Here is a 20,899-nt window from a genome sequence, read left to right as displayed (position 1 = left end):
GGTCGCTGAAGTTCATTGGAAGTCCGTACTGCCGAGGAAAGTCTGGCCACGACGTTGGCAGCACGAATACGGGCGCCAAAGCGCCCAGGCGTAGCCACCGTCCTGGGCATCGATGTTGGGTCCGATGGTAGGAAATGTTGCGCAGGTGGGATTGAGCACCGGGGTCAGTTCCTGCCATTTGCCGGTGGAGGCGTCACCTTCGCGCAGTGGTCCCGCTGGCCAGTAACCTGGATAGGGAAGGGCGAGCATCGGCAGGTAGACGTGAACTTGACCGAGGCGAGTGGTCACATCGCCTGCACGTTGTGCAATGACGGCACCGGTCTTGTAGTCATCGGTCTGGTTGAGAAAGCCGCTACGGGGGTAGACATTCCCCCAGCTGCTTGCAGTGAGCAGGCTACCGACCTCACGCATCCCTGGGATAAGCGCCTCGGGGTATACAGCTTCAGGTACGCCGTACCGCCAGGCTATGGGGTCCAGGGTGCTGAGGAAGTAGGGGACAAGTGGTAACGTTGCGCCTTTGCAGACATAGCCAGAGGCGCTGGCGAACTGACTCAGTGCCGCACCACCAGGATGGCCGATCACGTCGGCTTCCTTGAACTTGATCATGTTGTTTTCGGCGACGTGGTTGGTGGTGCCATCGTTACCTGCTTGAGCCATCGGGTTAGGTGTGCCGAGAGGCGACATCTCTATCCAGGGGTTCATCCCCGTATTTGAGTATGCAGACACCACGGCGTCCGGGACGTAGTGACGAACCTTGGTCGAAGTTTTGACCTTGCAGCCGAAGGGTGTGCAGAGCAGCCAATAGCAAATGCCGACGACTTTGTATTCCAGACAGGTCGGCGACAGCGTCGAAGCAATGATTGTGGCCGAAGTGATCGCAGCTGATGCGCTGAAGGACAAGCTGAAGGCGATGGCCAGTGACAGTGGGCGGATCGCTAAGCGTGAGCGTCTCATCGTGACAGGCTCCTAGCTCGATCAATCTGCGCTATGGCTTTTGCCACGTCCGCCTCCCCGTACACAACGTAGCGGCGGTCGATGACAACTGCGGGGATTTTTTCAACCCCCACACTCCAGGCATCTGTAATGCCCTGCTGTGCTTGAACCAGGTCGCTTTGAAGACGTTTGCCGGCTGGGGTTGCTAAGTAACGTTGAATGGTTGCTTCAGCCTGGCGTTGATCGTTAGGAAGCTGTTGAGACAGCAGCTCTTCGAGGCGTTGCTGGTCGTCGAGACGAATGATGCGCACGCCAGTAGGTACGGACACAGGATGTGCCTGATCAGTGATGACCCACGTTTCCGCGTGTGCTGTGGCAGACAGGAACGTGAAGGCCATGGAAGCAAGCCAATGCTTCGTCGTGGGGGAAGGCTTATGGATATGGGGCATCGCACCGTACCTAAAGTGAGTTCAGGTACAGGAAACCGGATGGCCGCGTTGAGTGCAGTAAGAAATAGGAGTTCGAGTAGTATGGGTTTTCGGCAGGGCTCAATTCAGGTCGGAGGGGATTTGGTCGGCTCAAATTGACGCGACTTCCGCGGCGCAGTTAACTGTGTATCCATACAGTTATTTGTTCAGGCCAGGTTTATGAGCGTGACCCTTCTTGGTCCCATTGCCAGTGGCGGCGTATCACTCCCACTGTATTCCTCCCAGGTGTCTGCCGGTTTTCCATCGCCGGCAGCGGATCACCTCGAAAGGTTGATATCGCTGGATGAGCTGTTCGAAATCAGGGCACCGCACGTGTACCTGGCCAAGATTTCTGGGCACAGCATGCAGGGTGCCGGTATTTTCAACGGTGACCTGGTGATCGTCGACAGAAGCAAAACGGCGCGGCATGGCGACATCGTCATTGCGGCGCTCAATGCCGAGTGCGTGTGCAAGCGTTTGCACCATCGAGATGGCCAAGTGGTGTTGATGGCCGAAAATCCCAAGTTTCCGCCCAGATACGTGATGGAAGGTGACGATCTGGTGATTTGGGGTGTGGTCAATTACAGCGTGCGTGACCACGAGCGCTCGACATGAGTGTGAAAAGTGGGCTGCATTTTGGGGGCCCGGTGTTCGCACTGGTGGACTGCATCGCTTCCGGACCCTAGCCAACACGCCAATCGTAGTTCTCTCTAACAACGACTCAGCAGTTATCGCGCGCAGCTATGACGCCAAGCCATTCGTGAAAATGGGAGCCCCGTATTTTCAAATCAAGGATGTGTTGCGTCGGCATGGCATCGTGGCGTTTAGCAGCAATTACGCGCTTTAGTAAGCTATCAGAGCGCGTAATGACATTAATAGAATCTATGGTTAGCGAATCCTCCGTATATTCGATTGACGAAATATTTTGCGACCTCTCCGGCATGCCCGGGGACCTCACCGAATTTGGCCGAAAGATCCGTGCCAAGGTCCTAAAACACACCGGAATTCCGGTGGGTGTGGGCATTGCCCACACCAAAACCCTTGCCAAACTGGCCAATCACACCGCAAAACGCCTGCAGGCGCAGACTGGCGGCGTCGTGGATCTGTGCGACCCCTTCAAACGCGACTGGGTATTGCGCAACACCGCCGTGGAAGAGGTGTGGGGTATTGGTCGACGCATGACGGCGCATATGCAGGCCCTGGGCATTCACACCGCCATGGACCTGGCTAAGGCTGATCCTGTCTTGCTCGGGCGTAAATTCAGCGTTGTCCTGGAGAAAACGGTGCGCGAGCTCGCCGGCACTTCGTGCCTGGCCCTGGAAGAGGCCGCACCGGCCAAGCAGGAGATCTGCTGCAGCAGAATGTTCGGCGTGCGCCTGGAGACCATCGAGCCGATCAAAGAGGCGGTGGCCACCTACGCGCAGCGTGCGTCGGAAAAGCTCAGGGCCCAGCATTCGCTGTGCAAGAAGATCCGCGTGAGCATTCGCACCGGCATGTTTAACCCCGATGAAGCCCGTTACGCTAACGGCGTGTTGGTTGAACTGCCTTACCCCACCAATGACGTGCGTTTGATCACCAAAGCCGCTACGCAGGCTGTGGAACGCCTGTTCCGTCCTGGGTTCCGATACAGCAAGGCCGAAGTGTTGCTGATGGATCTGCGTCAACCGGGTGAGTTCACCGATGATCTGTTTGCGCACACGCAACCGGCCGCGGCCGACAAGGTGATGAGCGTCCTGGACGAAATCAACAACCGGTGGGGACGCGGTACGCTGCGCGCCGCGGCTGTGCCGGCGGCGCCGGCCTGGGCGATGCGCCGTGAGTTGATGAGTCCGAGCTACACCACCCGGCTTGACCAGTTGTGGACGGTCAACGCCAATTGAGGCGTCAGGATCTGGAAGGAGTGTGTGTATGTGCAGTCATTATGAGGCACCGGCGCCGGATCGGGTGGCCGAGATATTTGGCGTTGAGCCGTTTGAACAGGGCAAGCTGGACCTGTACCCAGGCTACACCGGGCCTTTCATTCGCCGTGCGGAGCACGTCGACGACGAATCGCCGGCGCCGATGGAAGTGCTGCAAGGTGCGTTTGGGCTGATCCCAACTTGGAGCAAGGACACGAAAATCGTGCGCAGCACCTACAACTGCCGATCAGAGACGGCCAGTCAAAAACCGTCGTTCCGCACTGCTTGGCGAAAAGCGCAGCACTGCATTATCCCGGCCGCAGCCATTTATGAGCCCGACTGGCGATCAGGAGAGGCGATCGCCACGCGTATTGCGCGGGCAGACGGTGAGATAATGGGCATCGCCGGCCTGTGGGAGCAGTGGCGCAATCCCGGTACCGGGGAGACTGTTCACAGCTTCACCATGCTGACCATCAATGCGGATGATCACCCGTTCATTCGCAACTACCACAAGCCCGAGGATGAAAAACGCATGGTGGTGATCCTGCCCCAGGGACTTTACGGCGATTGGCTTAAAGCGCCTGCAGGCGAAAGCATGGAGTTCATGCGTCAGTACCCGGCAGACCGGATGAAAGTCGCGATGTGATCGTCAGGGTTTGGTAGCCAACACCGCATTGACCGTCTGAGTCTGGGACATCCAGGCAGCAGTCTGGTCGCAGCGATATCTGACGACCCTATATATCAGCGCGTAGTCCTGCGCGAGTTGGCGTGCGAAGATGGGCTCATGGTGGGCAATGCGATTGCGAAATTTTCGGGTCGCCTCCAAGGCGTTTCGAATTTCCGCGCGTAGCTTGTGATAAGGAAGAGCAGCCGGAGCGTGTGGGAACAGGCGCTTAAGATGGTTATCCCAGAGCCCGTGATCGTAACGCGCAGTAAACATGGACTCCCAGAAAGCAAAACTCATTTCGGCAATCGCCTTGTCCGCAGACGGCGGGTTACCACCAGCGCTTTGTTCTGCTTTCTGCCTGGCCGCCAACAGAGCTTGACGCGGCTTAAACGCTGAACCACCTGGGTCAGGCAAACTCAGAAAAAAACCTTGGCTCCAGGGCCAGTGAGCGCCATAGGTAGCAGTCAAAGCTTCAGATACGGCGTTTCGGACCACAACCTCACAGAAATGAAGAGGATGGATGAAAGCAGCCGAAATCGCTGCGTTCCAAGCGTATAAGTGGATGGCGGCGCTCAGCGGCGAAGGCTTGTTGCTGCAAGCGGTCAAGTAGGTGCCCATCCTTGGCATGGAAAGGGCAGTCTGCTTGGCAAGATCAGGCGACGTGAAAGACATGAAATTGGGCCGAAGTTGACGAAGCCGTCATTTAGCCATACTATTGTTCCACTAACCACTTGGATAGGAGTCAACCTACAGCAGGATTGATTTCGCCGAGGGATGTACGACAGTACACACAAAGCCCACCGAAAGGTGGGCTTTGTGTATGTGGTACAAAAAACTGCTGCGTCCTGCATCGTATGCGGCAAACGACCTGAAGCACTTGTCAACTATGGAAGGCAGCGCTTGTTCCTTTGGTCCGTACCAGGCTGCTGCAGGTTGGCTCGCTCTACTCTATACGCCGGCGTGGGCGGTCGTTTAAATCGCCTGGGCTCGACACAACCAACATTTCACCTTTCGCACATGAGTGGCAGTTGCCGGCCGCGTGTGTACATGGGGCAAATAAGGTGCGCAACTAGTTATTTTTCTGAATCAACAAGTCAATTGCCGACAGCAACATCACATCATCGGCAGGGCCTTCCAGTTTTAGAAACCTGCCGGTTTTGTTGTCTCTAATCAGCACAGTGGGTGTCGCTGTGACCCCAGACTTCATCGCATCTTCTGCCTGCCGACTGATGCGTAGAGAGATCTGTTTATTGTTTGCAGCACAGGCCATCAGTGCCTGGTGACCAACGTCGTTGACGTCCAACTGACCATTAAAGCCTAGGCCGTTGCTACGGGTTCGTTCAAAGACCTGGTCGACGGCTTGCCAGAATGCCAGCGCGCCACCCAGCTCTCCAGCGCACTCGACGATTTTGGCTTCGTTTATCGCGGCCGAACCGTGAAAATCCAGTGGCAGATGGTGCCACTGCAAGTTCACGCTCTTCTGCTTCTGAACCCAGGCTTTCAGAGCCGGTGTATAGATCTTGCAATACGGGCATTCAAGATCCGCAAACTCTGTCACAGTCCAGCGAGCATCGGCTGGCCCCAACACCCAAGGTCCGGTGTGCTGTGGTATTTGTGCCTCGCTTTTAATGAGGGCAAGGCATACCAACGATACGCCTGCCAAAACGAGACCTGGAATTGCCCATCGCCTACTAAGACGCATCAGGTCTGAGCCTCTGCCGCGGATTTCGATGACAGCAGCGCTTGTTTGCGCAGGGCTTCAAGAAGCGCGCTCTCCGCGTTCTCGGGTTGCGGGTGCTGCCGAAGCCAGTTGGCCAACACCGTTTGAAGCTGGGACTCGATGTCACGACGGTCCACTGCACGTATCAAGACCTGTTGCAGTTCTTCTATCAGGACGGGGGCGCAAACCTCCAAAGCCTGTAAAGCATCCTCACCGGGCTGTTCAAGCAACTGGGTCAGACTTTCAATCAGGTTCTGGGTCAAGGAATTCAGTGTTCTCATACGTGGCGCTCCAAGGCCGTGACTTGCTCGGGAAAAGTGATGATGTGAGGTTCGATACCGCGATAGCGGTCTAGCGTTGCGGCAACTTCAATGGCCGCGTCGAGCTCGTTGCAGCCTTTGGCCTGCATGATGTCGTAGCGTTGCTTCTTCTCTTCCGGTTCTGTCATGGCCAGGGCCAGGTACAAACTAGGCGGAACTACCCGGAACAACATTTCCATGCTTTTGGACAGCACTACGCCCTCGGTGAACTTCCCGCTTTCTTTGCGTGCGGACAGCATCATCGACTTCTGAGCTGGGGTCAGTTCACGAAAGCGTGCAATCTTCTCCACCTCATCAGGCGGCATATTCAGGCAGATCCACCACTCGATCATGTTGAGTAGGGCCGATGCCTCTGGCGGTACGTCGTCAACGTTTTGAGTGGCCATCCAAAACCAGGCTCCCAGCTTTCGCCACATTTTGGTGATCTTGACGGAGTAGGGGGACAGCAGCGGAACCTTCAACTGGATGTGGCCTTCGTCGGTGAAGAAGATCAAGGGGCGGCCTTTGAATTGATCCCGCTCGGCAATGTTATTGACGGTGTTGAGCAGCGAAATGTAGGCGATGGCCATCTGAGCGCTGTAGCCCTCTCGGGCATACGTGGCCAAGTCGACAATAGTGATGTCTGCTTCGGGCCATGGCGTACCAGGGCGATTGAACATTTCGCCTTCAGTGCCCATGCAGAACATGGACAAGGCTTCCGCCATCTCCAGGAAGCGTGAGCTTCGAGCGGCTGGGATACCCGGTTCATGCCCCATCTCTCGCAGTGCCTCACGGATGTCTTCAGGGAGCACGATGCGTTGTTCCGCTACACATTTCTGTGCTGCATTGAGAATGCATTGGCGGATGGCACTGCGATCTGCTCGGGTAAGGCGCGCATCTTCTTTATCCTCCCCGCCAGTGATCATCAGCCTGGCCGTAATTTCCATCTCTCCCAGGATGTCGCGCTGTTCGTCTTCGGTTTGGCTTGCCAGGTGTTCGTCCGAGGCCTCGAGGTCATCAGCCTTGAGCGTTTTGACGTTCGCGGTCGGCTCAATGAGTTTTTCAGCATCGGCGAAGGGCGCTAAGCTAACCCCAGATCCAGGAGCGAGCCGGACACGGTTGACCGTCAATCCGAGCTTCTTGGCAAAGTCTCCCAGCAGGCCAAAGCTATTGCCGGCCTCAACGATGAACAGTCGCGGCCGATAGATGGCAACGATCTGACTAAGGATATTCGTTGCGCTGGCCGACTTTCCTGAACCTGTAGGGCCGAAGATAAACAGATGCGCATTCATCTGGCGGTCCAGCTTGTTCAGCGGATCGAAGGTGATCGGTGCTCCCCCACGATTAAACAGCGTGATGCCTGGGTGCCCGGTTCCGGTCGACCGTCCCCAGACGGGAGCCAGGTTCGCAATGTGTTGAGCGAACATGAGTTGCGCGTACCACTCAAGTGCTTTGCGCTCATTGGGATCAAAATTGCCGGGCAACCATCTGAGGTACGAGTTTAAAGGGGCAACCTCATCGCGAGGCTCCACAGGTTCCATGCCCGCTCCTAGCAAGGCACTGCTCAATTGCAAACTGCGCTCCTGTAACTCCAAGTCGTCTTTCCCGCGTAGGTAAAACGCTACGCTTCCCCGGTACAGCTTGTGCTTGCGACCAAGCAACTGGCGGGCGACAGCGACGTCTTCGCGGGTCAGGATTGACGCTTGGGTGTCACCAACGGCCTTGCGTGAAAGCTGCTCCAAGTGGCCTTCAAGTATGTCCTGCGGAGTGATCACGAGGGTGATACAGAGAATGGTGTCCTCCGGCATTTTGTCGAACAGCGCGTTGAGCGCATCACCACCCTTACGTGTTTCACCGGTCAGGTGACCTGTCTTGGGCGCTTCCCGCAGACGATCGAGCATCACCACGCGGTGGGGCAGACCGTCGAAGTACCACAAGCCTTTCTCTGTGTCCGACAGCGGTTCGCGGTAACACAGGTTTTGCGAAAAGTCGGTCCCGCTGGCCAGCGGCAACTCGCCTTCCTCCGTTGCCGGCATCTGCTTGCAAACTACCTCATAGAAACGGCGGATATCAGCGTCGGCAGGGCCGAGATGGTCAGGCCGTGGATTGAACCAGTGAATCAACCAATGACGTATAGCGTGACCGTCCAAGCGATGGGTTTTAATGCCGGCGTTCGCCAGCCCGCCTACCAAACGATCACAGATGATTTTTAAGTAGGGGGCAGGTGCTTGGCCGCGCACATCAGCTTGTGCCCCCTGAGTGCGTCGGTAGACGACAATGCGGACACGGCGTTGCTGGCCCCTCCAAGGCAGTTGGCTGACCTTGGTGTCTTCAAATAGCCCGCCTGGCTTGGAAATAGCCTCCAGGTGCTGCTTGATCAGCTTCAAGTAAAGCTCAGTGAAGTCACTGCCCTGTGCCCGGGGTTGGATGTAGTCGTGCAGGTGCTGCAGGTAGTTGTCCCAACTGGTTTCGTCCTGAGCGTACAACTGTACGACCCACGGGGAGGTCTCCAACTCATCGAAAGAGTCTTGCAGGGCGTTTTCCAGGGCATCCCGGGCTTTGCGCAACCAGTCGGGATCTCGACCTTCGGTGCCGATCGGTGTCAGCTCGAAGAACGCAGCACGAGACACGCCATCTTCCAGCAGCATGGCTTTTTCCGCCGGCAGATAGTCCACCCACGGTAGAAGATCCACGAAAGAGGGATTCACGTCGTACATTCGGTCGACGTCAGCGGTAGTCGCTGGTTTTTTCTTTGGGTTACGCCAGTCACTCGGCGACGGAATGCCCATGGCAGCCAAGCGTGCGAAATACCGCTCGGTCGCCGCCTCAAAAGACTCAGTCGCTGATGCCTGCACGTCGACGTGCTCGGTAGCATTAGAGGCGAGGTCCGGCTCGACTCGGTCTGAGCTACGTCGTGTTTTAAACCGCTCAAAAAACCTCATTAATAGGCCTCCGTGCGTTCACCGGGCATGGCGTATTGCACGCGCTGGTACAGTGGAAATACTGTTGTGTACCCCGGAATTGGTGCAGGGTCTGAGCCCGCTAGATGGGGAAAGACATACATGACCAGGTCCGGATTGGGCAGGCGCTTAAACTGGCTGTAGATCTCGTTTTGGGCTGTGCGGGTGAATTTGGCAGTGTCGTCCAGGGTCCCAGTCTGGGTAGGTTGCAAAGGCCTACGCAGATCCTGTCGTGCATCGAGCAACTGACGGTTACTCGTGCTATTGCCTGAACCACTGGCACCTTGATCCCAAACATCCATCATCGTGTTGTCGCCATGGGGGAGTAGTTCGTCCTTGCTCGTAGAGCAGCCCGAGGCAATGAGTGAGATGACGATGTATGCACCTAATTTGAGGCCGCAGTTAGTCAAGCGAAGTCGAGGCATGACGGGCTCCTGAGCGATAGTTGACCTTGCGGCCTTGGAGTTCGTAATCGATGGTCAGTTGCTGATCCAAGTGCACCGCGACCTTCGCCCCGGGCTGCACGTACACTGCCGCGAAGGCTTGCCCGTAGAGCTTGTTCACCCAACTGGAGACATCATTGACGCCTTGGCCGATGATCTTGCCCATGGCATCACTCCCCGAGCCGCCAACAGAACCGATGGTCCCGGACTGCGGATTTATAAATGAACTGCTGTTTCCATCAGATTTGATGAGGGAGGCAGCGCCGGCGCCGGCCGCGGTAATCAGTACCTGGGAACCGATGTACTGCGAGGCGTTGCTTTTACGATCGCCACTGATGCACGGAATACCGTAGGCGTCGCTGATCCAGCCCAGACCTCCCTGAATGGTGTTCTGGTTGCCATTGTTCTGGTTATTGCTGTTCTGACTGCCATTCGTTTCTTCTTGTGGCTGTGGCAGCGTCCGTACCGTGCCGTCATTAAAGACAAAAGTCAGGCTTTTGATCTGCCCGCGTACGCAAGATAGAGTCCAGTCGCCGGACGCTGTTCCGCTGGCCACGGCGCCGGCAACGTCGGGCAAATCGATACCGTTGGCGGTGAGGTTGTCCGGACCTATCAGCACTTTGAAGGGGTAGGGGTCGTTGACTGTACCGTCGATGGGCACGCGGCCAATCAGAGCTGACATCGCGACAGAGCCCATCAATGTGGAGTTCTGTGGCAGCGTATAGACCTTGCGTACCTGTTTGCGGGCCTCCTGTGGCGAGATCTCACTCGCAACGTTCTGAGCGCCCGTACGCAGAGCATTTTGCCCACGGTCTACTGACTCGCCGAATGAGGTTGGGAAGTTGAATCCCGAGGCGGTTTGATTGGAACCGGCCGCGATGGGCTTTCCATTGATATCGACAGGGGTTGCGTCCTGCGGCTCGATCCAGACGACATCCGGTCCAGGCGCGCCTTTGAAGTCCTGCCCATCACCAGGCTGAATGCCAAAGCCGATCGGCAAATCAGCGTTCGAAGAGCCTGCGTTCGCAGCTTTGTTACTCAGTGTGTTGTATTGCTGCTGCAGCGTATCCAGGATGGTCTGGCTTTGTTGTTGTGACTCCTGTTTCATTGTTTGCTGGGCGTTTTGCAGCTTGCTGTCAACATTGTCGTTGATCGACTGCAAACGTCTTTGTAGATCAAGGTTTTGTTGCTTCAGCTCATCATTGTTCTTCAACGCATTGGAGACCTGGTCTTTGAGCTGTCTGCTTTCCACGACGATGGTGCGAAGCGTGTCGCCGGGGGTATCGCCGTCAACGCCAAGCTTTTTAGCTTCACCCGTACTGAGCACGAGCGTTTCTGGAGCCTGAGTCTGTTTCTCAGAACTGTCCTTACTGAATAGTTTGACCACCACAAATAACGCCAGGATCGCGAAAGGGATGACTAGGAATTTGACCAGGGGATTACTCTTCACGGCGACCTCCTTTCGGATCGATCTGGCTGACGGCCGCCGGCAGTAACGATTCGGCCAAGCCATGGCCGCGTGTCACCAGATAGACCGTTGTGGTGTCACTTGCATCACCCTTGTTGCCGAGGTAAGGGTGCTGAAACGTCGCCGTGATGAAGTCTCCCATCAGCTCCCGAGGATCCAGTGCAAGGTGCTGAGTGCTGGTGTTGCGCAGTTTCACTGCCGTCACCCAGTAGTCGTCTAACCGCCATGCTCCTAATGCAGAGGCCTCGACCGGCAACGTCGGGAGCAAAGTGGTGAGGTTAAGGCCCCGCTTAAGATTGACCTGGGCGATACCATCCACGGGTTCAACGGTGCGTAGAGGGGCATAGAGAATCTGCGCGGCATAGCGCGTCATGACCACAGGCAGAGGCGTCTCACGGCGCGGAGTCGGCGGATCCTCGTCTTGAACGTTGGGCTCCGACGTGGGGGCCGGAGCGCGGCTGCTCGTCGGCTTTGAGCTAGCCTGCCCGTAACGAGGCAAGGGACCTTCTCCGGAAACAATTTTTACAGGCTCGGCCGCGGCCTGATTTGGTTTACCTTCTGTAGCGATGATATCCACCAACATGATTTCGCCACTGCTCATATTTTGGAGCTGCAGGCGAGTCGGAGGTATGGGTTCTTTGGCCAGAAGGTACAGTGCGCCACCGGTGCTCTGGACGCGCAGCTTATCAACCAAATTCCGGGGCAGACCCACTCGAACATTTTGGTCGACAAAAACAATGCGTTCCTGGCCGGCGATCAAGGGCAGTGCCAGTGGAATTCGGTCCCAGCGTAAGATCTCGACGGCGTTGGCCATGCCGAAGAAGTTGAGCATGAGCAACCCGATAATCAGCAGTCGACGCATCATCACTTGCCTCCCGACCGGGCAGGTTCTGCGGAGACTTCGATGCGCTGAGGGTTACTGCTGTAGCAGTCCCAGGCGAGTCCAAAAGGATTCTTCTCGGGATCAATGTCGTATCGGATGATGTGCAGCGGATAACGCGCTAGTGCCCGTTTCACGCGTTCTCCGCCGTAGTGCTCGTCAGCGGTGATATCCAAGTTGACCGTCCAGTCGTTGATGCTGTGCTGCTCAATATGTTGTTCTGATTTATCGTCAATTCCTCGGCCAGGAATCTCGAATACACCGCGCTCGCGTTTGCGCAACTCCCCACTGTTGCGGCGCAGTTCGAAGTCTTTTTGCAGATAAGCTTTGCAACTGGGCGTCAGGTAGCTTTCCAAGCGGGTAATGTTGTCCTCGTAGTCGGTTTCACCGTCAACGGGCCAACGGTTCATCTGCTGAAAAATGTACAGCCCGAAGGCGTATACCGTCTCCGGTGGAATATCCCACCACTTACGGGTGCTACCTGAACGTAGATCTGGAGGTACATGAACAGTCAGGTCACGCGGTGCGCTCTGCCAGCCATAGGCCATGTACAGCCCCAGGGCGATCAGCAGGCCAATGACCAGGCGCAGGCTGTTGATATGGGACAGTTGGGCGTCCACTTTTTTTCGATAAGTCATTGAGCCCCCGTTCTACGGCAGGTCCACGCACCCGTGCGTGTGATCAGGTGGGCCTTGTTCCAGGTAGGAAGATATCGTGCAATGCTCAGTTGCATCTGGCGGTAGAGCCAGGTGTCCGGTCGGCCGCGTTTCCAACGCCGTAAAAAACGGCTGGAGAGGGTCAGCCCAAGGATCGCAAAGAGCATGGCGGTGGCGATAATCAGCGCCCAGATATGGGTCAAAATTGCTGCCAGAATCCCAATTATCAATCCTGAGCCGGCACTGATCGCTAGGGTTGCCCACATTTCATCGGCAGTGAGGCCGCCCATGATGACCGGCTGATTGTTCAGTCGCACCGGTAGGAAAATTAGCGTCCCATCGTCAGAGAGTTCTGTCATGGCCAAGGCTCGTTAAAGAATGTTAGTTGCCTTGGTGATCAGAAAAATGGCGACACCCAAGATGGCCACACCAACAGCGGCCGTGGCACCGAGATCGCCCCATTTCTTCTTGCCGAGTTGAATTTCGTGATAGGTGCCGAAGGCATGCCACGCTACCCCGCTGAAAATGACGGCGCAGATGATCAGACCGAGCAGAGAAAAACCATCAAAGGCGTAGTTCTGCATGGTTTGCATCAGGTTAGAGCCTTCGCCGCGTGTGGGCGGCTGAGATTGAGGGAGGGCAGCCATGGCCAACTGTGGAAGTGCAATAATGCCGATCAGCAAGCGGCGCGTTTGTTGATGCAAAGTCATAACGAATCTCCAATAAATCAACTGAGAACAAAGGCTGTGAGGATCATGCAAAGCAGCAGGATGCGAACCAAAGAGGTCGAAGCAATCGTCCGGTCAAGGTTGCCTGTGGCCCATCCCCGGTAGCAGCTCCAGACGGCCCAAGCCCCCCACACGAAAATGATGGCCACGGCCACGCCGACGAAAAATAGGTAGCTCGACGAGGCCGGGAAGCCACTCGCCGCTTGAAAGGCGGACGCCTGAGTACCGTTCATGCTCATGGCTTGCGACCTTCGGTGGTGTATTGGCCCGAAAGCTCGGCTGGATCGCGAGGTTGGGCTCGGCTTGGCGTCAGGTAGCCCTCCAAGCCATGGCGGATTCGGGCGATGTCGCCCGCCAGGCGCTGGTAATCGAAGAAGTAGCGTTTACCCGGCTCATCAGCAATTTGTGCGCTGCGACGTGCGGTGTCTTCCAGGGCGTTCAACTGGCGGATCATCACGTCCAGGTTCGCCTGCTCGGAAGCAGAAGCGGCCGCTGCATGGGAGATAGGCAGGCCGAATCCTGAAAGTACGATCAAACCTGTTAGGGCAAGTCGGCGAGTACGTGCGGTGGAACGCAGTGTCTGGATCACGGCTGGGCTCAAGTCATTCCTGTTGCCGTCAGCTTGCCGTGATCTATTTATGGTCGCCGCAAGAAAACCATATTCAGGGGCGCAAGGATTTCTTCAGGCCATAGCGGGCCTAGCAATCGCTTTGAATAGTGCGTTTGAAGAACAGCAGGTAGCCCGTCGGTAAAGCGATGCCATAGGCCCAGCCTTGAGCATTTTGATTGCCGACTTTGACCTCACCTCTGACCACGGGTTGAACGCTGATCAGTTCCCAACCTTCTCGGCCTAGCTGGACAAGGCGCTGTTGATGGTTAGGATCCTGGAGAAATCCTTGAATGTCTGGATCGGTGGTTGGTTCTTCGGACTTGAACATGAGGAGCTTTTTGGTTCGGACGAGGTAGTACAGAGGAGCGAATTCGGTATGGTATTCAAATGCCCGGTGGCTCATGGCGATGCTCTCGGTGTGTGGAGCCGCCAGATTTTCGAAAACACCAGGTCATGCCAATAAGAAATGAGATTTAGAACCCTGTACATTTTCTATGGTAGGTGCCCGTCCGACATCTTGATCCAGGGTGATCGGTATCAGTCCAAGAGCGGACGGGCCAAACATTTTTAGCTGCTCGACACCGAATTGTCACTGTTTATTCTGTTATCCATCAGTTGTGAGGTGCTGGGTGTTCTAGCGTCAACATAGCGCTGCATGATGGACAAAACCATCGAGTTCAGCGCCAAAATTTTCATTGCACGCGTCACGGCCACATACAGTAAATTTAGCTCATCGTCTTTACGCCCCTGATCGATATCGGGGGACAGAGGGTCAGCGCTAAAGTCGTCATACAGGCTGACAAAGTCCCACTCTAACCCTTTGGCTTTATGCCCTGTCGTCAGTGTGATTGTGGCATCCAACTCGTTGTCTACTGACCGAGCGCGCAGTGTCTGGATGCGCTGAGGCAGATCGGGATAGGCAGCGATGATCTTGATCGATCGCAGCATCTCTGTGTCTTGGCTCACCTCGGCAATTTCAACGTATTGCGAGAAGTCCCGGTAATCGCGCAGCAACTTACGGTTTTGCACGGCTTGGTTTTGGTTGCGGCTGAACAGATACAAGTCTTCCAGGTCGCGCAATGAATAACTGTCGATGCCACCTACCCAATAGATCTTTGGATTGCTCGCTACCAAGCTAAGCGCGTTCTCTATGACGCCGGTAACCGTGCGATGGATGTATGTGCGATGCGGTAGGTCTTCAGGAAGCGCACGTTTAACCTGGGTTTTGGGGCCTAACCCTTGCAGCTTTCGAGTTTCACCCTTGTAAAAAAGTATGATGTTAGCCACATGCGCGACTGCTGGACCGAAGCGAAAGCTCTGGGTCAGGTAGTGACGCTCTGCATCGGCCATCCAATCGCTGTTGAGAGCGTCTTCGGCACCACGGAAACGGTAAATCTGCTGGTGAGGGTCGCCGACGGTTACTTTGCAGATGCGCTGTATCCTTACCAAGTCGGCAATGACCGGGTTCACGTCTTGACCTTCATCGAGCAAAATCGCCTTAAACCGCTGGCTCAGGTCAGGTTTACTCAACTGATACAGCTTTAAATATCCATCGTGGGTGATAGACATTCCCGTGTCTTGGAGGTCGATCATCCGGTTCCAGATCGCTTTCGCAACAGCCAGCGCATTGTCCAGAAATCGTTCCTGCGCGCTGGTGAGCATTCGTTGTCCCTGAAACCTTGGAAAGTGTCCGCGGCCGAGTTCGTTATCGGCGCTGGCCATGAAGTTGTTCAGCGTACTCAGTACATCTCGTACCAGCTCCCAGTCCTGCGTGTTGATGGCCCTGGCGATATCGGTAAGGCGTAAGTTATTGGTCTGTTTGGCGGCGTACTGGCTGCCATAGACCGCGTAGGCCAGGCCATGCGCCGTCTTGCAGACCACATTGCGAGGAAAGCGTCCCTTGGCTGCGAGCTCGACGGGTTTGTTGTAGCAGAGATAAAGCATTTTCACCGAGGCGTGGTGGGTGGCATAACCAACCAGTGTTGTGGTTTTGCCTGTGCCGGCGAAGGCTTGGACCAGTAGCTTCTCTGCTGTTGAATCGACGATGGGCTGCTGTTCTTGTGTCCACTGCATGGGCAGCTCCTAGAGGTATTTTTTGAAACTGGAGACAGTGATGTAAACCGATACGCCCAATAACAACGCGCACGGCAGCAAAATAAGCAGGGGGCTGACGCTGATCGGGATAGCCAGGTAAATTGTCCATGGCACGATGGCCAGCGGAATAATGGTTCCGCGTGCTTTGTGATACAGGTAGCTCGACTCACGGCCGGAGCCGAACTTGCGTAGATCACGTCGCACCAGGCCATCCACCAGGCCCGTAAACGCCGCCAGTGCAAACAGTGGGATTGTCAGTGTCAGGATGACCATTCGTACGCAAAAGGTGAGCACGGTATAAAGCATGGCCAAGCCGTAATCCTGGAACTTGATCATGACCCGACCGAGTTCGTAGCGCAGGTCGAACATGCCGGCGTGCTGCGGCGACGTGGAGCGAGCGTATTGGGTCAATGAGTTAATGCTGTCTTGCAGGCCGCTTTTTACCATCAGCCAATCATAGGTCGTTTTTGCCAGCCAGGTTGCGGTGCGCCCCGGTTCTTTGATGACAACGCTATGTAACAAGTCCTGGGACAGCCAGCCTAGTTCATGCTCAAACATCTGCTGGGCGTGCCTCCATCCAGCATCATGCCAAAACACGTACATGCACAGCCACTCAACGAGAATGGCGCCCAGCAGTGAGCCGAACATCACCCCCAGAAAGTGGAAGGGCGCTGAGATCACCATGCCCAGAAAGGATTTTTGCCCTTCCTGCTGTTGCTGGGCTTTTTCCGCGATATCGGCCATCGCTTTGCTCCTTTACGCTAAGCGACTTTGTCGTCGTTGGCCATAAGGCGGAAATCGTCGACCAGGTCTTCGGGTAGCGATTCGCTTAGTGACTGATATCCCGGCGCTTGCCACCATTCGCTGTTGGTTCCTGATCCTTTACGCATTCCTTCAACCAGGGCCTGCAGATCCTTAGGCATCACCTCGTCGGGATCACTTGCCGGCAACGGCATACGGATTTTCCAGAGGTTGCCGCCTTCGATCAGGGCAAAGCATTGTCCCTTGGGCAGAGCAACCACATGCGCCGGCTCGATCATTGGCACGCTGACGCTTTGGATCTGGTCGTGGGTGTTGGAGGTGAAGGCCGTCTTGCCGTTGATTGCATCGTTGGCGCTGCTAGCCGGTGTGCTGGTAAACACCTGAACCTTGGGTAATTGATTGGTCAGCAGCTCGGCAGTGGCGGTCTCGCGCACACGCAACATAAATAAGTTGTTGAAGTTACCGATGACCTGGCCAGCTTTGGCCCGGTTACCGATCTTGGCTTCAATGTCGCTCATGGTCTGGGTATAGGCTGTGACCTGCATGCCGGCGCCGCCGCCTTTGTTGATCATTGGTATAAATTCTTCGCCCATGAGTTCGTTAAACTCATCGGCATGCACGTTAATCGCCACCTTGGCGCCGGAGGCGCCGGGCAAACCGTCGTCGATACCGAACTTGTAGATGTGACCTGCGACTGACACCAGGTCGCTGAACATGGAGTTCCCAACGGCCGCAGCCACTTCGGTATCCGACAATGCATCCAGTCCCACGTAGACCACCGCTCGTTTACGTATTACCTGCATCCAGTCGAAGATGGGCCGCGGATCCTCAAGGTCCATGTAGTCAGGCGATAGCAGCTCAGCAATGCGTCCTGTGGTCAGTTTCTCCAGCAGCGGCAGCAGGCTGGCAACGATTTTGTCGAAGTAGGTTTTGTCATAGCGCACTGCTGATCGCAGACCCTCCATTACAGGGTCCGATATGCGCTTCTGAGTCAAGTACATGTCCAAGGCCACTACACGCAGTGGACGGTCCTTCATGGCGAAACTGAGGTTCTTGCGATCGATCTTGCCCTCAAGCTCGACAATGGTCTGCCAGGCTTTAGGATCATGTTCGGCAAAGTGCTTCTGTGCATACTCGATGAAAAGCGCATCGATGTTGGTCACGTGCTTGAGGATCTGCTCGTAGTCTGGCCGACGGCCGAGGGCCACCAAGGCACGTGCGATGATGTTGACGAACCGCCAAGCGAACTCACGGAACGCTGCTGAGTTACCTTCTCCTGATAGCTGACCCGCTATTCGGGTCGCCACTTCGGAAATACGGCCAAAGCGGCCCACGGCGTTGTAGCGTGCAGAGTAGTCAGGCCAACCCAGGTGGAACACATAAAATTCGTCCAGTCGGCCGGCACGCATGCATTCGATGTACATGCGTTTGAGAAGGTCGGCATCGCCTTTAGGATCGAAGACAATCACCACCTCCCGATCAAGGTTCATCTCTTCGTTTTGTGCCGCTGTGCGCTGGCTACGATGGACTGGCTGAACGCGTCGACCCATCTGAACGCGGCGCCGAGACCGGCTTCGGCTACGGGTGCGTCTGATGTCCTGGGTGATAAACAGTTCCGCCAGGCGGGTCTTGCCCACGCGCGTCGTACCCAGCACCAGGGAGTGACCAACCCGTTCACCCAGCGGCAAGCTAACGTCAATTTCATGGGGTTCTATACCGTGTAAACGCGGTAATCCACCCACTGGCGGCAGTGGCCGCACCGGGTTAATCGCTACGTTCCATGAGGTGGCTTTGGTCAGGAGTCTGAGTGGAAAGGGGGCGAACTCCAGCCGCTCCTCGATGCGCCGTGCCAGGGAATAGATCGAGGTTGGCTCGACATACTCGGCGTATTTGGGCAGATAGGTGTCCATCAACCGCTGGGTGTGTTTCTGAGTCCAGCGAAAGCCCTTACCGATGAACAGGCGTTCATTACTGACCGGCATGTCCTTGCTGGTCATGGTGTAGTGGGGGAGACGCCGAATATTGCGTCGATACCGCAATACAACCAAAGCCTGTCTCAGGCGCACATATCCAAGAATCAAAAAGCCAAAGGCGGAAACCGCTCCAAATAAGGGAGTCAGTGCAAAGGCCCAGGGCGCAAAAATACAGAGCAGTGCTGCAGCGGCGCAGACACAGACCGTGTAAAGCTCGACGGCAGGACGAAGCAATGCCTCAATGGTGAAAGAACCAGCCATGGTTGGAGCCTTCTATAGCTAGGGGGTTTTCAATGGGAACTGTTCGTCCAGCTCCTGGCTAACTTGTGATATCTCGTGTGAAGCCAATCGATCAGCTAATTTCAAGCACATTGCGATGGCATCACCTTGTTCTGTCGAGGTCACACGACCGCCATACAGCCAGACCACATACCTCACTTGCTCCAAGATGAGCTGGCATGTTCGCGGGTCTTCCGGTTGTCTGATCACCACGGTGAGTGACTGAGGTGGTGGCATCCTTGCCTCTTATTGCTGAATGGCTGTTGCAGTGATGAGCAGCGGGTAGTGCTTGATTCCAAGACGTTGCGCCAGGTCATTCGAGGGGGCTGGGACCATCTGAAGACCATCCGCCCAACGCTGCACCTCGGCAAAGCGTTCGGCGCTGGCCACATTCACTACGATTCCGACTGCGTGTAGTTGCTGCAGTTGATCGCGGCGTTGTGAAAGCCAGTTTCTAGACAGCTCATCGTCGCCAACCAAGAACAGTGGTTGCAGACCCGGGGCATTGATTACCCGGCCTTGTAGTTCTCCAGGTGTCAGTCGGTCTGAGCGCACTGGAAACGACCCTTGACCGCGCACTCCGATGTTTTCTAACGGTGCAGACTGGCCGGTAGGTTCCGGGACCAGGTCTTGGTAGTAGGGCAGGGCGGAAACGCCGCCACGGTCTTCCACCACAATCAATGAGCTGGCATTCGCCACAATGGGCGAGATCGAACACAGCAACAGCATTAAGCTTAAGATTCTCTTCATGGGTTGTTCGCCATCAGGTTGATACCGGTTACGCGGCTAAGGTGTTTGGCAAAGGCACGGCGGTAGCGTGCGGCAGGTTCACCTCCAGCCGGTCGGTGGTACCGGCCGGCGGCAGTGATCCAGTCACCCCCCTTGGCTTTTTGTTCTGCCAGGATCTGGGCGGTAACCGAGAGGTTCTTATAGGGATCCAAACCTTCGCAGGGAGAGCTGTAACGGTGGCCATTGGCACCTATGTTGGTTTGACCTAGACCAACGTCGACCCGACTGGGACCAGCGGTTTGAAGCGCAAGCATCAATGCCCTGCACGCATCGCTTCGGGTCGCAAACCGGTAGCCGGCGCCGGCGACATTCAATGTCCATGGCCAGGGCACTATTTGGCCGCGTAGTCGCGTACCGCTCTCCTGCAGTGCGACGGAATAGAGCACCTCGGACGGAACGCCGGCAGGCAGGGCAATCAATTGATAGGCCGGTGGAGGAACCTCCGCACTGTTGGCCAACGCCGCGGCCAACATAAAACAGCCAGCCAATACGGCGCGTACTACTGTCGCTGCCATTGCCCATTCACCTCGCGCACCACAGCAGGTAGCTCGCCGCCGAGCCCAAGGCCAAGCCAGCGGCCGGCATCGTGATTCAGTGTTATCTGGCGGCTGCGTACGCTGGTTGGCTCGATGCCAGCCAGGATCGCCCAACGGCGGATGGTCTCGTCATCACCTTGGCTGCCCACGAAGTACAGATCGAAGGGTTGTTTCTGAGCCTGAAGGTCCTTCACCCGGGCAATACAACTGGTGCAACTGTCTTGAACAAAAACAGCTAATCGACCTGAGCCTTTTAGAGCATTTGTCGCGCCGGAAATTTTAGGAGACAGCGGCTCTGTTGAAATTTGAATGACTTTTTCGTTGGGGTATAGGCGAGCGAAGGCTTGGTCATAGGCCTTTTGATAAGCCAGTTCCTTGTCGATACGTTGCCGTTCAGCTTGCACCTGCAGTTCAGCGTAACGCCGGCGTTCTTCCGCTGATTTAGCTTCGATACCCAGTGCAGTCAGAGGATCCAGTCCTGGTGAATAGATGCCCCGGGGACCTTCCATGACGGTGCGATAGCGACTCCACTCTTGGGGTGTTAATCCCCACTCGCGGGCCAGTTCTGTCTGGCTGGTCCCTTGAGAAGAGTTCTGGGTTTCGCTGTTCTGCGTACTGGTGATGGACGTTGAAGGCCCTGGAGCAGCTGAGCAACCATAAGCCAGCACAATGGCTGCCAAGCCAATAATCAACGAGGCGTTTGAAGCATTCATTTTCTTTGAGAGTGTTCGAAGGCC

At 56.0% G+C, this 20,899-nt stretch carries 23 protein-coding genes and 1 pseudogene; 3 read left to right on the top strand and 21 right to left on the bottom strand.

Translation table 11 applies throughout. The features are described from left to right. Window positions 1-12: 12 nt before the first annotated feature. Both AB7933_RS27150 and AB7933_RS27145 read right to left on the bottom strand, forming a co-directional pair. On the bottom strand, window positions 13-954 hold the full coding sequence (locus AB7933_RS27150; RefSeq protein ID WP_032905014.1) for a TIGR03756 family integrating conjugative element protein: 942 nt from the start codon (window positions 952-954) through the stop codon (window positions 13-15). Further along, window positions 951-1,331: a TIGR03757 family integrating conjugative element protein gene (locus AB7933_RS27145; protein WP_093235633.1), complete on the bottom strand. Its 381-nt coding sequence runs from the start codon at window positions 1,329-1,331 to the stop codon at window positions 951-953. The genes AB7933_RS27150 and AB7933_RS27145 overlap by 4 nt, the downstream gene beginning before the upstream one ends. A gap of 249 nt (window positions 1,332-1,580) precedes the next feature. Between AB7933_RS27145 and AB7933_RS27140 the strand changes: the two genes are divergently transcribed. The 3 genes and pseudogenes from AB7933_RS27140 (at window position 1,581) to AB7933_RS27130 (ending at window position 3,944) form a co-directional block, all read left to right on the top strand. Then, window positions 1,581-2,015 (top strand): LexA family protein, encoded by a 435-nt coding sequence (locus tag AB7933_RS27140; protein WP_093235615.1) that lies wholly within the window; start codon window positions 1,581-1,583, stop codon window positions 2,013-2,015. Beyond that, window positions 2,012-3,280: pseudogene (gene umuC, locus AB7933_RS27135) on the top strand (translesion error-prone DNA polymerase V subunit UmuC). The gene AB7933_RS27140 and the pseudogene umuC overlap by 4 nt, the downstream one beginning before the upstream one ends. 28 nt (window positions 3,281-3,308) lie before the next feature. After that, window positions 3,309-3,944, top strand: coding sequence for an SOS response-associated peptidase (locus AB7933_RS27130; protein ID WP_093235613.1), 636 nt, complete (start codon window positions 3,309-3,311; stop codon window positions 3,942-3,944). A 3-nt stretch (window positions 3,945-3,947) separates the two neighbouring features. Here AB7933_RS27130 and AB7933_RS27125 read toward each other — a convergent pair whose 3' ends face one another. The 19 genes from AB7933_RS27125 to AB7933_RS27035 all read right to left on the bottom strand — a co-directional run bounded on the left by AB7933_RS27125 (window position 3,948) and on the right by AB7933_RS27035 (window position 20,875). After that, window positions 3,948-4,637, bottom strand: a complete 690-nt coding sequence (locus AB7933_RS27125; protein ID WP_052439838.1) for a hypothetical protein — start codon at window positions 4,635-4,637, stop codon at window positions 3,948-3,950. A gap of 397 nt (window positions 4,638-5,034) precedes the next feature. After that, window positions 5,035-5,628 carry a DsbA family protein gene (locus tag AB7933_RS27120; protein WP_256335325.1) on the bottom strand — a complete coding sequence of 198 codons (594 nt, stop codon included), beginning with the start codon at window positions 5,626-5,628 and terminating at the stop codon, window positions 5,035-5,037. A 38-nt stretch (window positions 5,629-5,666) separates the two neighbouring features. After that, on the bottom strand, window positions 5,667-5,966 hold the full coding sequence (locus AB7933_RS27115; RefSeq protein ID WP_093235608.1) for a hypothetical protein: 300 nt from the start codon (window positions 5,964-5,966) through the stop codon (window positions 5,667-5,669). Further along, window positions 5,963-8,926, bottom strand: coding sequence for a conjugative transfer ATPase (locus tag AB7933_RS27110; RefSeq protein WP_093235605.1), 2,964 nt, complete (start codon window positions 8,924-8,926; stop codon window positions 5,963-5,965). The genes AB7933_RS27115 and AB7933_RS27110 overlap by 4 nt, the downstream gene beginning before the upstream one ends. Beyond that, complete coding sequence (locus tag AB7933_RS27105; RefSeq protein ID WP_050513954.1) at window positions 8,926-9,369, bottom strand: TIGR03751 family conjugal transfer lipoprotein; 444 nt, start codon at window positions 9,367-9,369, stop codon at window positions 8,926-8,928. Before AB7933_RS27105 ends, AB7933_RS27110 begins: the two co-directional genes overlap by 1 nt. Then, a complete protein-coding gene (locus tag AB7933_RS27100; RefSeq protein WP_056791222.1) occupies window positions 9,347-10,837 on the bottom strand; it encodes a TIGR03752 family integrating conjugative element protein in 1,491 nt (496 codons plus the stop codon). Before AB7933_RS27100 ends, AB7933_RS27105 begins: the two co-directional genes overlap by 23 nt. Then, entirely contained in the window at window positions 10,827-11,720 is an 894-nt protein-coding gene (locus AB7933_RS27095; RefSeq protein WP_093235602.1) for a TIGR03749 family integrating conjugative element protein, read from the bottom strand. Before AB7933_RS27095 ends, AB7933_RS27100 begins: the two co-directional genes overlap by 11 nt. Beyond that, complete coding sequence (locus AB7933_RS27090) at window positions 11,720-12,373, bottom strand: PFL_4703 family integrating conjugative element protein (RefSeq protein WP_056791225.1); 654 nt, start codon at window positions 12,371-12,373, stop codon at window positions 11,720-11,722. The genes AB7933_RS27095 and AB7933_RS27090 overlap by 1 nt, the downstream gene beginning before the upstream one ends. Then, window positions 12,370-12,750 carry a TIGR03750 family conjugal transfer protein gene (locus AB7933_RS27085; protein WP_056791228.1) on the bottom strand — a complete coding sequence of 127 codons (381 nt, stop codon included), beginning with the start codon at window positions 12,748-12,750 and terminating at the stop codon, window positions 12,370-12,372. Before AB7933_RS27085 ends, AB7933_RS27090 begins: the two co-directional genes overlap by 4 nt. A 12-nt stretch (window positions 12,751-12,762) precedes the next feature. Then, on the bottom strand, window positions 12,763-13,101 hold the full coding sequence (locus tag AB7933_RS27080) for a TIGR03745 family integrating conjugative element membrane protein (protein ID WP_056791230.1): 339 nt from the start codon (window positions 13,099-13,101) through the stop codon (window positions 12,763-12,765). A 17-nt stretch (window positions 13,102-13,118) separates the two neighbouring features. Continuing rightward, on the bottom strand, window positions 13,119-13,358 hold the full coding sequence (locus AB7933_RS27075; protein WP_056791233.1) for a TIGR03758 family integrating conjugative element protein: 240 nt from the start codon (window positions 13,356-13,358) through the stop codon (window positions 13,119-13,121). Next, complete coding sequence (locus tag AB7933_RS27070) at window positions 13,355-13,654, bottom strand: RAQPRD family integrative conjugative element protein (protein WP_232925741.1); 300 nt, start codon at window positions 13,652-13,654, stop codon at window positions 13,355-13,357. Before AB7933_RS27070 ends, AB7933_RS27075 begins: the two co-directional genes overlap by 4 nt. Before the next feature lie 163 nt (window positions 13,655-13,817). Further along, a complete protein-coding gene (locus AB7933_RS27065) occupies window positions 13,818-14,132 on the bottom strand; it encodes a hypothetical protein (protein WP_056791236.1) in 315 nt (104 codons plus the stop codon). Between the two features lie 164 nt (window positions 14,133-14,296). Further along, window positions 14,297-15,802, bottom strand: coding sequence for a UvrD-helicase domain-containing protein (locus tag AB7933_RS27060; RefSeq protein WP_056791239.1), 1,506 nt, complete (start codon window positions 15,800-15,802; stop codon window positions 14,297-14,299). Window positions 15,803-15,811: 9 nt separating this feature from the next. After that, a complete protein-coding gene (locus AB7933_RS27055; RefSeq protein WP_056791243.1) occupies window positions 15,812-16,567 on the bottom strand; it encodes a TIGR03747 family integrating conjugative element membrane protein in 756 nt (251 codons plus the stop codon). A 17-nt stretch (window positions 16,568-16,584) separates the two neighbouring features. Continuing rightward, window positions 16,585-18,819 carry a type IV conjugative transfer system coupling protein TraD gene (gene traD, locus AB7933_RS27050; protein ID WP_056791246.1) on the bottom strand — a complete coding sequence of 745 codons (2,235 nt, stop codon included), beginning with the start codon at window positions 18,817-18,819 and terminating at the stop codon, window positions 16,585-16,587. A 264-nt stretch (window positions 18,820-19,083) separates the two neighbouring features. Next, entirely contained in the window at window positions 19,084-19,587 is a 504-nt protein-coding gene (locus AB7933_RS27045; protein WP_073451690.1) for an integrating conjugative element protein, read from the bottom strand. Further along, complete coding sequence (locus tag AB7933_RS27040; protein ID WP_056791252.1) at window positions 19,584-20,141, bottom strand: lytic transglycosylase; 558 nt, start codon at window positions 20,139-20,141, stop codon at window positions 19,584-19,586. Before AB7933_RS27040 ends, AB7933_RS27045 begins: the two co-directional genes overlap by 4 nt. Continuing rightward, window positions 20,126-20,875, bottom strand: coding sequence for a TIGR03759 family integrating conjugative element protein (locus tag AB7933_RS27035; protein WP_056791643.1), 750 nt, complete (start codon window positions 20,873-20,875; stop codon window positions 20,126-20,128). The genes AB7933_RS27040 and AB7933_RS27035 overlap by 16 nt, the downstream gene beginning before the upstream one ends. Window positions 20,876-20,899 lie beyond the last annotated feature (24 nt).

This window comes from Pseudomonas gorinensis, from assembly GCF_042015035.1.
In the GTDB taxonomy this organism is placed as follows: Bacteria; Pseudomonadota; Gammaproteobacteria; order Pseudomonadales; family Pseudomonadaceae; genus Aquipseudomonas; species Aquipseudomonas gorinensis.
This window is presented reverse-complemented; position numbering and strand designations above follow the sequence as displayed.